The 13,476-nt window shown below is 43.3% G+C and carries 12 protein-coding genes; 4 read left to right on the top strand and 8 right to left on the bottom strand.

The genetic code is table 11. The annotated features are described in order from the left end of the window. Positions 1-258: 258 nt before the first annotated feature. Together fmt and rsmB are read left to right on the top strand one after the other, a co-directional pair. A complete protein-coding gene (gene fmt / locus NI466_RS07680; protein ID WP_071850134.1) occupies positions 259-1,221 on the top strand; it encodes a methionyl-tRNA formyltransferase in 963 nt (320 codons plus the stop codon). Then, the gene (gene rsmB, locus NI466_RS07675; RefSeq protein ID WP_253173243.1) at positions 1,218-2,525 is read left to right on the top strand and encodes a 16S rRNA (cytosine(967)-C(5))-methyltransferase RsmB; all 1,308 of its coding nucleotides are present in this window, start codon (positions 1,218-1,220) and stop codon (positions 2,523-2,525) included. The genes fmt and rsmB overlap by 4 nt, the downstream gene beginning before the upstream one ends. A gap of 71 nt (positions 2,526-2,596) precedes the next feature. Here the strand turns inward: rsmB and zupT are convergent, their stop codons facing one another. The 4 genes from zupT to NI466_RS07655 form a co-directional block, all read right to left on the bottom strand. Continuing rightward, positions 2,597-3,406, bottom strand: coding sequence for a zinc transporter ZupT (zupT, locus tag NI466_RS07670; RefSeq protein ID WP_253173242.1), 810 nt, complete (start codon positions 3,404-3,406; stop codon positions 2,597-2,599). 88 nt (positions 3,407-3,494) lie between these two features. Continuing rightward, the gene (locus NI466_RS07665) at positions 3,495-3,605 is read right to left on the bottom strand and encodes a methionine/alanine import family NSS transporter small subunit (RefSeq protein ID WP_004647694.1); all 111 of its coding nucleotides are present in this window, start codon (positions 3,603-3,605) and stop codon (positions 3,495-3,497) included. A 10-nt stretch (positions 3,606-3,615) separates the two neighbouring features. Then, a complete protein-coding gene (locus tag NI466_RS07660; protein WP_253173241.1) occupies positions 3,616-5,091 on the bottom strand; it encodes a sodium-dependent transporter in 1,476 nt (491 codons plus the stop codon). 584 nt (positions 5,092-5,675) lie between these two features. After that, a complete protein-coding gene (locus NI466_RS07655) occupies positions 5,676-7,124 on the bottom strand; it encodes an aldehyde dehydrogenase family protein (RefSeq protein WP_253173240.1) in 1,449 nt (482 codons plus the stop codon). A gap of 134 nt (positions 7,125-7,258) precedes the next feature. Here NI466_RS07655 and NI466_RS07650 point away from each other — a divergent pair, with 134 nt between their 5' ends. Beyond that, entirely contained in the window at positions 7,259-7,948 is a 690-nt protein-coding gene (locus NI466_RS07650; protein ID WP_253173239.1) for a TIGR04219 family outer membrane beta-barrel protein, read from the top strand. Positions 7,949-8,313: 365 nt separating this feature from the next. Next, positions 8,314-8,865 carry a type 1 glutamine amidotransferase domain-containing protein gene (locus tag NI466_RS07645; RefSeq protein WP_005264505.1) on the top strand — a complete coding sequence of 184 codons (552 nt, stop codon included), beginning with the start codon at positions 8,314-8,316 and terminating at the stop codon, positions 8,863-8,865. 49 nt (positions 8,866-8,914) lie between these two features. Here NI466_RS07645 and NI466_RS07640 read toward each other — a convergent pair whose 3' ends face one another. The 4 genes from NI466_RS07640 to NI466_RS07625 form a co-directional block, all read right to left on the bottom strand. Then, on the bottom strand, positions 8,915-9,238 hold the full coding sequence (locus tag NI466_RS07640; protein WP_253173238.1) for an ankyrin repeat domain-containing protein: 324 nt from the start codon (positions 9,236-9,238) through the stop codon (positions 8,915-8,917). Positions 9,239-9,247: 9 nt separating this feature from the next. Next, on the bottom strand, positions 9,248-10,015 hold the full coding sequence (locus NI466_RS07635; RefSeq protein WP_253173237.1) for a hypothetical protein: 768 nt from the start codon (positions 10,013-10,015) through the stop codon (positions 9,248-9,250). A gap of 94 nt (positions 10,016-10,109) precedes the next feature. Continuing rightward, positions 10,110-11,459, bottom strand: a complete 1,350-nt coding sequence (locus NI466_RS07630) for an aromatic acid/H+ symport family MFS transporter (protein WP_253173236.1) — start codon at positions 11,457-11,459, stop codon at positions 10,110-10,112. Between the two features lie 342 nt (positions 11,460-11,801). Beyond that, positions 11,802-13,166: an MFS transporter gene (locus NI466_RS07625; protein WP_005094821.1), complete on the bottom strand. Its 1,365-nt coding sequence runs from the start codon at positions 13,164-13,166 to the stop codon at positions 11,802-11,804. Positions 13,167-13,476 lie beyond the last annotated feature (310 nt).

Genomic DNA, 13,476 nt, shown 5'->3' with positions numbered 1-13,476 from the left:
AGGCAAAAATGTCTATCGAGAGGTTTGGATGATCTGACGATAAAAATTTCTTAATGAAATCTACTATACCGCCATCATCATCAGGACAATACAAAACTTTCATGAATAATTTTTACAATTTGCATGAGTTTTTTTTATATAAAAATTCCACTGAAATTCAAGCACTCACCAAGCTTCTCGGATAAGTTTTTGCAACGATTAGGCTGAAATTTGGCTTTTGGCTTATAATAGCTTTTAAGTTTATTTGGAATTTCATGTGTGAAGATCATATTTGCAGGCACACCAGAATTTGCAGCGACTGCATTGGCTGCGTTGCTTAGAACCGAACATGAAATTGTGGCGGTCTATACTCAACCGGACCGCAAGGCCGGACGTGGACAAAAGCTCACGGCATCTGCGGTGAAGCAGTTAGCGCTTGAACATCATCTTTCGGTCTATCAGCCTTTGCATTTCAAGTCATCGACTGAAGAAGGTCTGGCGGCGCAAGCGGAACTTAAAGCCTTAAATGCAGATGTGATGGTGGTGGCAGCTTATGGCCTGATCCTGCCACAAGTGGTTCTGGATACGCCAAAATATGGTTGCCTGAATATTCATGGTTCGCTGTTGCCACGCTGGCGCGGTGCAGCCCCGATTCAGCGCGCGATTGCTACCGGCGATATCGAAACAGGTGTGACCATTATGAAAATGGCAGCCGGTCTGGATACCGGGGACATGATGTATAAAACACTGTGCCCGATTAGCGCCGAAGATACATCTGCCAGCCTGCATGACAAACTGGCGCTGCAAGGTGCTGAGGCGATTGTGGCCGTGCTCGAATCGGAACAGACTTTACAGCACTATCTTGAGACCCGTGAAGTTCAGGATGAAAATCTGACTGTCTACGCGCATAAACTGACAAAAGCCGAAGCACAAATTGACTGGACCCAGCCTGCAGCAGATATTGACCGTAATATTCGTGCCTTTAATCCCTGGCCAGTGGCATTCACCCCGCTAGATGACGGCAACAATTTACGCATCTGGAATTCATCACTTTCCACACAAAAGGCAAGCAATGCCCTGCCTAGTGAAGTGATTGCCCTGGATAAAGACGGCGTGCATGTGATGTGTGGTGATCAACATGCTATTTGCATCACCAATCTGCAATGGCCAGGTGGCAAAGCCCTGAATGCTGTTCAAATTAATCAAACTCAAAAACTATCGGTAGGACATAAATTCGCATGAGCCAAATTCAATCATCAGCTAAAAACTTGAATTTGCGCGCGCAAGTTGTAAAAACGCTATTGGCTGTACAAAATGGTCAATCACTTGCTTCTGTACTCAATCAACATATCAACATCGTGTCTGAACGTGACCGTGGTCTATATCACGAGTTAACTTTGGGCTGTTTACGTCAGTGGCACGGCCTGAAAGCCATTACCCTGCCATTATTAACCAAACCTCTTGATAATCAGGCTTTAGAAAGCTGCTTATATCTGGGTTTGTATCAGATTTTATGTACCCGTATTCCGGCGCATGCTGCAATTTCAGAAACCGTCACTGCAGCCAAACAGCTCGGTTTTGAACCTTTAAGCGGTCTGGTGAATGCCGTTCTGCGTCGTGTTTCACGTGAAACAGAAGAATTTGACCTGGCTTTAAATCAGGCACATGGCCTGCCAAGCTGGCTCTATAAGCGTTTAAAGAAAGACTGGCCGGAACAGCTTGCCGAACTGTCACATGACTTGAAACAGATTGCACCGCTCACCTTGCGTGTCAATGTCAACCAAGTTAGCCGTGATGAATATCTGGAAATTCTGGAAGAAGAAGGCTATGAAGCACGTGTCTGTACTCTTTCTGAAGTTGGCATCGTTCTGGAACAGAATGTCCATATTCCGAACCTGCCGGGCTATGAAGCCGGCGGTTTCTCGGTTCAGGATGAACATGCTCAGCTGTGTGCGACCTTGCTTCCTGACCTTGAAGGCAAAGTCGTGGTCGATGCCTGCGCCGCTCCGGGTGGTAAGACTGCGCATATATTGGAAAAATATAGCCCGAAAAAACTGTATGCCATTGATCAGGATGCCAGACGTTTAGTCCGTGTGGCAGAAAATCTGGAACGTTTACTATTAACTGAATATGCCGACGTTGAAATTATCGCGGCTGATGCGATCACTTGGACAGCACCTGAGTCGGTGGATTGTATCGTGCTGGATGCACCATGTTCCGCAATTGGTGTGATCCGTCGTCATCCGGATATTCGCTTGCTACGTCACTCTACAGATATTCCGCAAACGGTACATCTGCAAAAGCAGATTCTGGAAAATATGTGGCAGCAACTGAAAGTTGGCGGTACGTTGCTGTACATCACTTGTTCAATTCTAAAAGCCGAAAACGAACAGCAGATGGTCGAGTTTTTTAATACCCATGCCGATGCCAAAGAAATCAAAATCGAAGCCGATTGGGGCATCGAGCAGATTCATGGTCGTCAGTTGTTGCCGAAAGCAGATCAAGGCGACGGCTTTTTCTATTGCCGTATAGAAAAAACTGCATAAGTCATGTGTTTAAAATGAAAGGCAGCGCAAGCTGCCTTTTTTTATACCTCGTGATTTAGTGAATATAAGGCTTATTGAATAAACTTAAAAATCACCAGACTGCTGGCCAATGCCGCCATGCCGCTCACCAATCCATAGACTGTTTCATGCCCTTCAGAATAGCGCTTTGCCGTCGGCAATAATTCATCCAGCGCCAGATAAACCATCACCCCCCCAATCACGCCAAAGATCAGACCATAGACGGTTTCACTCATATAAGGTGCCAGAATAAAATAACCGAGCGCTGCCCCCAATGGTTCGGCCAAACCCGAAACCAGACTGGCCCAGAGCGCATAATCTTTACGGCCCGTGGCCATATATACCGGCAAGGCAATCGCCACACCTTCTGGTACATTATGAATCGCAATTGCCACCGCCAGTGGCGCACCCAAAGCAGGGCTTTCCAGTGTGGCAAAAAACGTCGCCAGTCCTTCCGGCAGGTTATGTGCGCTAATCGCAAACAGGGTCAACATGCCGGTACGCAGTAATTGGGTTGAACTGACGCCCTTGGCAGAATGGGTTTCAATGGTGTCATGGGGATTCGGCACAAAGCGATCCAGCAATAACACCAGAACTACGCCCAGTAAAAAAGCAAAAGTGCCAAAGGCAAAACCGGTTTTTTCATCAAAATCCAGGCTAAAGGACGCGATCGATTTGTTCAGAATTTCGGTTAAAGAGACATAGATCATGGCCCCGGCAGCAAAGGCCAGACCAAAGGCCAGCAAACGGAAATTAGGTTTTTTTAAGAATAATACCAGTCCCCCACCCACCACGGTGGCCAGCCCGGCAAATAAAGTCACGGCAAAGGCTGTATAGACTTGTCCATCTGAAACGGAAATCATGTCAGAGCATCAGCCATTAAAAAAGTCATTATCATCAAGGATGATAATGACTTCCGTTTATGGTAACAGTAGGTTTATGTGAAGATTTTTAGTCTTCTGGTTCTTCCGGATTCTTTGCCAGATGAATCACAGCCAGTACCAGACCACCCCATAATAAAACGATAGAGATGATCATCATGATTAGTGCAGATGTATTCATAGTCGCTCTCCTAGCTGTGACGATCTTTAATCAGGCTGAATAGAATGGCACCCAGAATAAAGAATGCCATTACTCCTCCACCTACCATCCATAGGGTACTGGCAGCATAGCCACCATAACCTTCTGCCATGATCGATTTCAGGGTCAGGCCCAATGCCAGCAATAATGACAACGGCGTGATCACCGTCAGCATGAAGTTCCAGCTCGTACCTAGTTTCACGCTGGCAAACTCATTCACATGGCCTTCCAGCTGTTTCATTAATGGACGACGGAACCACGACAACAGAATAATCGATAACAGACCACCACCAACAATACCGATGTTATTGGCAAAGTAGTCGATGATATCGACAAAGGTAATGGCACTATGTGTCGAGAACATCAGGGTAGAAATCACCGCTGAACCACCAGCAATAATCGTCACTGACTTGTTCTTTGACCAGCCCAGTTTGTCTTGGAACGCAGCAATCGGAACTTGCAGGATGCTCACCATCGAGGTAATACCGGCAACCGTCAACGAAGCAAAGAACAGGAAACCGAACAGGTCACCACCTACACCTAAACTGGAAATGATTTTCGGAAACGCAATAAAGGCCAGACCGATACCGCCAGACACCACATCTTCAACTTTCGCACCTGAGCTGAACGCCATAAAACCAAGCGCGGCAAAGACACCAATACCCGCCAGAATTTCAAAAGACGAGTTGGCCAGTGCCACCACAATCCCGGAACCAGTCAGGTTGGTTTTGCGTTTCAGGTAAGATGCATAGGTCAACATGATCCCGAAGCCCACTGACAGTGAGAAGAAGATATGACCAAAAGCGGCTAACCAGACTTTATAGTTGGCCATCGCTTCCCAGTTCGGCGTGAAGAAAGCATTTAAACCATCGACTGCACCAGGTAAACGTACTGCCTGAATCACTAGGATCGTGAATAAAATCACCAGCAATGGCATAAAGATTTTATTCGCCAGTTCTACCCCACGGCGTACTCCACCGTAAAGAATCAGCATGACTGCTGCCCAAACGACCACCAGACCAAAGAACAGCACAGGTACAAAACCGAGCGTCAGACCCTCACCATTTTGTAGGTAAGTATTGAAGAAGAAGCCTTGGGTATCTGTGCCCCACTGCTGTCCAAAGGAATAGAACATATAGCTGCCAGCCCAGGACAAGACGCTGGCATAGTAAATCCCGATCACCAGAGTGACCATGACCTGCCACCAACCCAAGGATTCGGCATTCATGAGTTTTTTATAGGCCATAGGCGGTGCTTTACGGAACTTGTGTCCGACCGCATAGTCTAAAAACAATAAAGGTAAACCTGCTGCGAAAATCGCAATCAGATAGGGGATCAGGAATGCCCCGCCACCATTTTCATAGGCAACATAAGGGAAACGCCAGATATTCCCCAAGCCAACGGCGGAACCAATCGCTGCAATAATGAATCCTGATCGTGCGGACCAATTCTCACGAGTTTCTGTCATAGAACACCTAAACTTTTAACCCCTTTAGATGCTGCTTGTTATGGTTATGGCGCAAGCAAAAAAAGAAGCATTTTCAATAATTTTGGGTGTTTGAATTAGAGGGCACCTTGTGGGCGTCGAATTCTAATGTACAAACAGGTCAGCAGGTCTTACATCTTGCTTAAAGTCTGATCGAAAAACTGACCTTGTAGATGATTTAACAATACTGACTTTTTTAAATTTTTTCTGTAAATTCTGCTTAAAATATTCGTTATTTATAATCTATTCGAATTAAGCGTTCAATAATTCTGCAAAATAAGGCAGATTAAACAAGTTATATATTGACAAACTTTTTGGAATATATTTTTCTTAAGTTTTACTACAGGGTCGCTGTTTCAAAAATGTATTCCAAGACTCTGATCCAGCATCTGTTTTTAGATCATTATTTGAAGATGAAACGGCTCATACTAAGGCACATGACCAAGCCGTGATATGGGAAATCAAATTCTCTCATGGAATTTTGACCTCTTTAAAAACCGGTTTAAATATCACAAGCAGATTTAAAACAAGCTGCCTGTGATATCGAAGCGATGAGTATTCTAAACTTAGGCTTTAATCACCAGCATGCGCTCTTCCTGCATGTCGCGAATGGCTGACTGAATTCCTTCACGACCCAGACCTGAATCTTTGACCCCGCCATAAGGCATGTTATCGACCCGGAAAGACGGAATATCATTGATAATGACACCGCCGACATGCAGATGATCCCAGGCATACAGCATCTTGTTCAGATTCTGAGTATACACTCCAGCTTGCAAGCCAAAACGGCTGCGGTTGATACAGGCAATACCGGATTCGAAATCAGCATACGCTTCCAGAATTGCCACCGGGCCAAAGGCTTCATCACGGTAGATTTCCAGACTGTGGTCTACATTTTCCAGCAAGGTCGGTGCGAACATCACACCATTCAATTCGCCTCCAATCAGGATTGTCGCGTCTTTTTTCACGGCTTTATCCAGCCATTTTTTCAGGCGTTTGGCTTCATCTTCCTTGATCATCGGACCAACCAAGGTTGTGCTCAGATTCGGATCAGCGGCTTTAATCGTTTTCAGTTTCGCCAGCAGTTTGTCCTTCACTTCAGTATAAATCTGCTGATGCACCAAAATGCGTTGCACACTGATACACACCTGTCCGGCATGGTTATACGCCCCGCCAATTAGACGGTTAATCAAGGCATCGTTAATTTCGGTATCTGGCTCAATCATGACAGCAGCATTGCCACCCAGCTCCAAGACCACTTTTTTACGACCGGCACGCGCTTTCATATCCCAGCCTACAGCATCGGAACCGGTAAAACTGAGTAATTTAAAACGCTCATCGGTGACCAGTAGATCAGCCAGCTCTCGCGGACAGGGCAATACCGAAAACGCACCTCGCGGTAAATCGGTTTCCGCCAGAATTTCAGCAATTTTTAAGGCAGAAATCGGGGTCAGGCTAGGTGGTTTCAGCACAAAGGGACAACCGGCTGCAATCGCAGGAGCAATTTTATGCGCGGTCAGGTTTAAAGGAAAATTAAACGGACTAATCAAAGACACTGCACCAATCGGCACCTGTTTTATAATGCCCCGATAACCGGATGCTGCCGCAGTCACGGCCAAAGGCAGCATACGTCCCTGATCAACTTGGGTCACGGCATCTGCGGCAATCTGAAAGGTATTAATCAGACGCTCAACTTCGGCTTCAGCTGCTTTACGCGGTTTGCCCCCTTCTGCAATCAGAATTTCGGTCAGTTCTTCATGAATCTCACGAAAACGGCGTACGCAATGCAGCAGAATTTTCTGTTTCTGGAACGGCTCTAAGGCAGCCATTTCGGCTTCTGCGTCTACGGCAGACTGAATCGCCTGTTCCAGTGTGTTGGCATCTGCCAAAGCGACACGGGCATACAGTTCGTGGTTATATTTATGTTTGACCTCTAGCCATTCACCCGTCTGAGCCACCTGACCGGCGACATATAATGCATACTCTTTCGCTTGTTGTGTGCTTCTCGCTACCATCTTATTGTCCTGCAAAATCCAAGGATATACATTTTTGAAATTCTCTATATCATGCACTTGCTACTCCATATTAAGAAGATGTTTTTAAGTAACCAGACACCTCCAATTTTAATAAAGCTTTAGGGAATAGAGCCATGCGCGCAAAAATACTCACCACCTTATTATTCGGTTTTGGACTCAGTACGCTCAGTCATGCAGATGTAATCGGCGTGAAAGCAGATCTCAGTTACTGGGATTTTGACGGCTATAGTCAGGATAACAATTTCAAGCATGAGCTAGATCGACAAGGTACAGCGCAGCTATCTGTCGCTGTAGAACATCCTGTGCCATTGTTACCAAATGCCAAGATTAAATACGTCAATCTGGACAGCAATAGCGAACAGAGTTCTCTTATCAATGCCTCAGAAATTGAGCTGAACAATATTGACTATATTCTGTATTATGAATTGCTAGATACTATTGTGCATGTGGATATAGGCGCAGGTTTAACCAATCTGGATGGTACTGTGAAAAACCTGACGACCGGAGTTTTCACTCAATACGATCTGGATGAATACAGCCCACTGCTCTATGCAACAGCCGGGGTTAAATTGCCCTTTACCGGTATGAGTGCCAAAGCCGAAGCTATTTACAGTCACGGCAGCGATAGCCAAAAAACCGATGTACAGGCGGAACTGCAATATGACTTTATTGATAATCTGCTGGTCGATGTGGGTGCCAAAATCGGTTATCGTATGATGCAAGTAGATTTTGAACAGGATCAACGTCCAGACTTACAGTTGGAATTTAAAGGTCCTTATATCGGTCTGGATATACATTTTTAATGCAATACAACCGGTTAAGTTTGCGCAGCTCAATTACTCTGCGCTGATGTAAGCCAAAGCGTACAGCAATTACCGCAATCTGCTGCTAGTGCGCCACCTGGATGTGTATTACCTTATAACCATAGAGAGCAGGATGCTCCGAAGACCTAAAAACAAGAATAACATCGCAACACCAGGACGTGAGGTACGACAGGAGTTATACCTAAATCACGAGATACGAAAAAGCCCCGACAGGATGTCGGGGCTTTTTTTCTGCCTATTATTTTATTTATCATTGCTTAACAGTTCCGAGCTAAAACTCCAACATTGTAAGAATCCCCTTGTTGTTAAGCTAAAAATCCTCACATTTTTTGGGAACAGCAATCATGGTAAAAAAGGTCCTCTTTATTACATCCAATCAAGGCATTGAACATGATGAACTCACTGAGCCTTTAAATTTTCTAAAGTCCAAAGGTTTTGAAGTGATTCATGCTGCTGAAAAAAATGAAGATGTCGCGACGGTCAAAGGTGATACCAAAGCTGCCACCCAATATACGCCGGATACCAGTCTTGAACACGTCGATCTGAATGATTATGATCTTTTGGTGATTCCCGGCGGTACAGTCAACGCGGATACCTTGAGAATCAATCAGGATGCGCAAAAAATCATTCAGCATTTTGCCGACAATCACAAACCGATTGCCGCGATCTGTCATGGGCCATGGACTTTGATTGATGCACAGCGTATCAAAGACAAGAATCTGACTTCCTATAAGAGCATCAAGCTGGATCTGGAAAATGCCGGCGGGAAATGGGTCGATGAAGAAGTCCATCGCTGCAATACCGGTGACTGGGTACTGATTACTTCACGCAATCCGGACGATTTACCGGCTTTCAATGAAGCGATTTTAAAAGAACTTGAAGGCGATGCTGCCTAAGCTCATACCATAAAAAAAGAACCTCAGCATTGAGGTTCTTTTTTTATATTCAGACACCACCGGCCAGACTTTTCAGATAAGCCACCACCTCTTTATTGCCGGCCATTTCTGCCAGTTCTAAAGCAGTATTTGGACTACGATGCGCAATATCTGCGCCTTTGCTGACCAAGAGTTTGACCACTTCCAGATGATCATTTTCAGCAGCGGCTTGTAGGGCGCTATAGCCTTCTTCATCGGCTGAGTTGACGTCCAGACCTTCCTGTAAGCCCTCTTCGACCTGTTCAACATCGCCTAAAGATGCCCAGTACACCAGTTCAGGAAGATGTAGTTCGTCGTCATCTTCAGGGATTGAGGAGATAGAATTAAATTGCATAGTCAGTTCCTAATGGTAATTTAGTTGAGTTAGCTTTTTACACAGTTCACTTTCTAAATTTTTTAACCCTTCACCATTCTTTAAATAGATTAAAGATCTATGATGAATCATATCAGATGGAATATCACTTACACTTTGAGCAATTGGAATAACTAGTTTACCTAAAGTATGTGCAATTCCTGTTTCATACATAACATTTGGATTTTTACCACTAAAATCGACAATTACTACTCGAGCTCTAAATATTAAATCAAATATATCCTGAATAATTGTACTATTGTTCCAAATGTCATCTGCTCTTAAGCATCTAAACCCTGCATTACCTGAGGCTTTTTTTATTGAATCGTAAACAGAATCAAATCCAGAAAAAGGCATCATGACAGCAATTAAATCATTTTCTATTTCGCCTTCTGGAATAGTGAATACTGAAGGTGAAAATGTAATAGTTTTAGCCTTAACTTGAGTAGAAACATAAACTGTATTGGGTGCTGGATATTTCCGATCTATATGCCCACCTATTATTTTCAAGGCATTACTATCTTTGCTGTGTATTTCCTTCAAAATATTAATTATATTTGCAGCATAATCATTATCTTCCCAATATAAACTTCTTAATAAACGGGGATGATTTTCAATTAGGTCATTCATATTAGTAAGAAGCCCTACTTCTGACCAATCACTTTCATTAAAATTTTCTTCAATTTTTTGCTTTAGGTCTAGAATTAATTGATTAGTATTAATGTTAGAAGAATTATTCTGATTCTCTTGATTGAACATTTAAAAACCTTTTTCTAATAAATTTTAGACATAATACTATTATTCAAAAATAAAAAAGCCCCCTTTCGGAGGCTTCTTATTTAAGAACTTAGCTTTAAGCTTTAGACACTGCTGGCTCGACTGAACCAATCTTTTCAGATTCATTGTCATGCATGATCAATGCAACAGCAATTGCAGTAATTAAAACCGGTAAACCGACTGCCATAAAGTTGAAGTAAGCAGGCAGGTTCATACCCAGTAAGCCACCAATCAGGATTGGGCCTACAATCGCGCCCATACGACCAATCGCAGAAGACCAGCCAATACCTGTCGAACGTACTGCAAGTGGGTAGAACTGCGCAACATAGCTATATAGCAACATTTGTGAACCAATTGACGCAGCACCTGCCAGGAACACCAGGATGTAAAGTAAGAATTGGTTAGATGCAAAGCCCATTGAGCTCATCACAATCGCACCCATCATACCCAGGAACATCAGTACCGGTTTCAGGTGGAAACGATCCGCAAGAATACCACCACCGACAATACCCACAACCGCACCAACGTTCATCACCATCATGAACATCAAGCTGTTGTCCATCGAGTAGCCCGCTGCCATCATTAACTTCGGTAACCAGCTGCTCAGTGCATACATGGTTAACAGACAAGTGAAGAACGCGACCCAGAATAGTAAAGTATTGACCGCACGACCACGACGGAACAAGCTCACCACGTTGGCTGCTTCAGGCACATTTTCCTGTGGCAAAGTGAAAGTCGTATTCTCGGTAACAGTCAGATTTGGCGCCAAGCGACGTACAATACGACGAGCTTCTGGCTGCTTGTTCTGTTTCACAATAAATGCGAGCGATTCAGGCAGGAATTTCCAGATTATTGGCAATAAAAACAGTGGAATACCCGCGATAAAGAACATGATTTGCCAACCAAAACTTGGGGTAAACCATGAACCCAATAATGCAGCCATTACGCCACCGACTGCATAACCACTAAACATGGTGGTCACCAGCGTACTACGCATTTTTTGTGGAGCATATTCCGAAGTCAATGCCACCAGGTTTGGCATTACGCCACCAATACCAAGACCGGCAAGGAAACGTAAAATACCGAATTCGGTTGGGTTTGAAGCAAAGCCTCCGGCAAAGGTTAAACCACTAAATAATACAATACAGATCATGATCACTTTCTTACGACCGATCTTGTCCGCGAGGGAACCAAAGATCATCGCACCAAACATCATGCCGGCCAGTGCGGTACTTGCAAGCATTCCGGCCTGCACTGCACTTAAGCCCCAGTCTTGCATCAATAACGGTAAAACTACACCATTGATTGCGAGATCATAGCCATCAAATAAGATAATGAGTAAACACCAAGCAACTACATTGAAGTGGAAAGGCGTGAATTTCGCATTATCGACTACAGAATTTACATCTATTTTTTCCGTTGTCATCGTTCTCATCTCCCATGAGTACTTGTCCATAACATCTTGTTGAAGACTGAAGTCAATCTTCAATGTCAGGCAATATACGCAAGCAGGATTTAAGGCACAATAAGACTAATTGATATTCTGCTATGCTCTCGGAAATGTCATTTATTTGCGTGATATGTCACACTATTATTAGTATAAACTTTTGAATAATTGATGTTTATTTTTTAATTCGTCCAATATTTAAGCTCTTTTAATCCGCTTATTCTTTTGACCAATTGAATATTGATTTAATTTCATACTAAAGATATGAAAAAGCTCCTTTAAGTAAGGAGCTTTTTAACTGAGTAGGTCAATTACGAGAGTTTAAATTTTAGCTGTTTTTAATTTTTTCACCATAACGCGACCAGGTTGTGGCTTACGAATCATTGAAATAGCGATGATGCCAATAATACCTGGCATTGCTACCGCGATAAAGTTCCATTTATGTGGTAACTCCATACCAAGTAGCATACCAATCACGATTGGGCCAACAATTGCACCTGTACGCCCTACAGCAGAAGCCCAACCAATACCAGTAGAACGTACTGCAACAGGATAGTATTGAGCAACATAGCTATATAACAAGATACTGGTACCAATAGATGAGGCACCTGCTAAACTCACAAGTAAATAAATAACAGGGGTTGGAGAATTAAAGCCCAAACCAACCAAAGATAGTACACCGACAGTTAACATACTCATAAGAACAGGTTTAAAGTCAAAACGGTCTGCCAAAATACCACCGCTAATGGTTCCGATCACGGCACCAATATTCAGTGCTAATAAGAACATTAAACTGCTACCTAAAGAATATCCCGCTGCCATCATCAGTTTTGGTAGCCAGCTTCCAAGTGCGTAAAGCATGAGTAAGCACATAAAGAAAGCAATCCAAAATAAGAATGTTCCTGTGGCACGATTTTCTGTAAATAAAGCTTTTACTGATGCACTTTGGGTCTGATCAGCGCTAGCTAGAACCAGTTCAGTATCTTCTTGTATGTCTGCAGTTGGCTCGACTTGCTTTATAAAACGACGTGCTTCATTCACTTTTTGTTCTTTAACGAGGAAAGTTAAAGACTCAGGTAAGAACTTCCAAAAAAATGGAACAAAAAGTAATGGAATACCTGCAATGAAGAACATAATTTCCCAACCAAAACTTGGTGTAAACCATGTACCGCATAATGCAGCCATAATACCGCCCACCGCATAACCACTAAACATGGTGGTTACCAGTGTGCTTTTTAAACGTTTAGGTGCATATTCAGACGTTAGAGCGACTAAGTTTGGTAATACACCACCAATCCCTAAACCAGCAATAAAACGTAAAATACCAAATTCTGTTGGATTAGTGGTAAATCCACCTAAAAATGTAAAAGCACTAAATAAAGAAACACAAATCAAGATAACTTTTTTACGACCAATTTTGTCTGCAAGCATCCCAAACAGCATGGCTCCAAACATCATGCCAGCGAGTGCTGTACTTGCAAGCATGCCTGCTTGAACAGCACTCATGCCCCACTCTTGCATAAGTAGAGGCAGAACGACACCGTTAATTGCTAAATCATATCCGTCAAATAGGACAATAAACAAACACCATAATACAATGCTTAAGTGAAATTTAGTGAATTTTGCCTGATCAATCACATCATTCACACTTACAGTGTTTGCTACTCGCTTCATGTTTTCTGCCATTTTTACTCACCTCCTGTGAGTTTTTTTCGTTGTTTTCAGCACGACACATGACCCTAACTCTTATTTATTATTTTTAATGATTCTTATCGCCATGTCTTCGCAACAACTTAGTTCAACACAGCTACTTTTCATGCAATATCCGACTAAAGTCTTACTTATTCCTTAAAAATCTAAACCCATGAGTCTAGTTTTTAATCAATATTCAACAATTCCAAGAGCTATTTGACTAAAACCCACGCATAAAAAAAATCCCCCTCTGCCTTAGCGGAGGGGGATTTCGAATAATGAGCTGGCGATGACTTACTCTCAC

The organism is Acinetobacter lwoffii (genome assembly GCF_024129595.1).
Lineage (GTDB): Bacteria > Pseudomonadota > Gammaproteobacteria > Pseudomonadales > Moraxellaceae > Acinetobacter > Acinetobacter lwoffii_O.
Note: the sequence above shows the minus strand (reverse complement) of the source record. Positions and strands in the feature narration are given on the sequence as shown.

What these genes read in the sequence shown, in the direction of transcription:
- rsmB (WP_253173243.1), top strand. Translation starts at nt 1,218, where the DNA reads ATGAGCCAAATTCAATCATCAGCTAAAAACTTGAATTTGCGCGCGCAA.
- zupT (WP_253173242.1), bottom strand. Translation starts at nt 3,406, where the DNA reads ATGATTTCCGTTTCAGATGGACAAGTCTATACAGCCTTTGCCGTGACT.
- NI466_RS07665 (WP_004647694.1), bottom strand. Translation starts at nt 3,605, where the DNA reads ATGAATACATCTGCACTAATCATGATGATCATCTCTATCGTTTTATTA.
- NI466_RS07660 (WP_253173241.1), bottom strand. Translation starts at nt 5,091, where the DNA reads ATGACAGAAACTCGTGAGAATTGGTCCGCACGATCAGGATTCATTATT.
- NI466_RS07655 (WP_253173240.1), bottom strand. Translation starts at nt 7,124, where the DNA reads ATGGTAGCGAGAAGCACACAACAAGCGAAAGAGTATGCATTATATGTC.
- NI466_RS07650 (WP_253173239.1), top strand. Translation starts at nt 7,259, where the DNA reads ATGCGCGCAAAAATACTCACCACCTTATTATTCGGTTTTGGACTCAGT.
- NI466_RS07645 (WP_005264505.1), top strand. Translation starts at nt 8,314, where the DNA reads ATGGTAAAAAAGGTCCTCTTTATTACATCCAATCAAGGCATTGAACAT.
- NI466_RS07640 (WP_253173238.1), bottom strand. Translation starts at nt 9,238, where the DNA reads ATGCAATTTAATTCTATCTCCTCAATCCCTGAAGATGACGACGAACTA.
- NI466_RS07635 (WP_253173237.1), bottom strand. Translation starts at nt 10,015, where the DNA reads ATGTTCAATCAAGAGAATCAGAATAATTCTTCTAACATTAATACTAAT.
- NI466_RS07630 (WP_253173236.1), bottom strand. Translation starts at nt 11,459, where the DNA reads ATGACAACGGAAAAAATAGATGTAAATTCTGTAGTCGATAATGCGAAA.
- NI466_RS07625 (WP_005094821.1), bottom strand. Translation starts at nt 13,166, where the DNA reads ATGGCAGAAAACATGAAGCGAGTAGCAAACACTGTAAGTGTGAATGAT.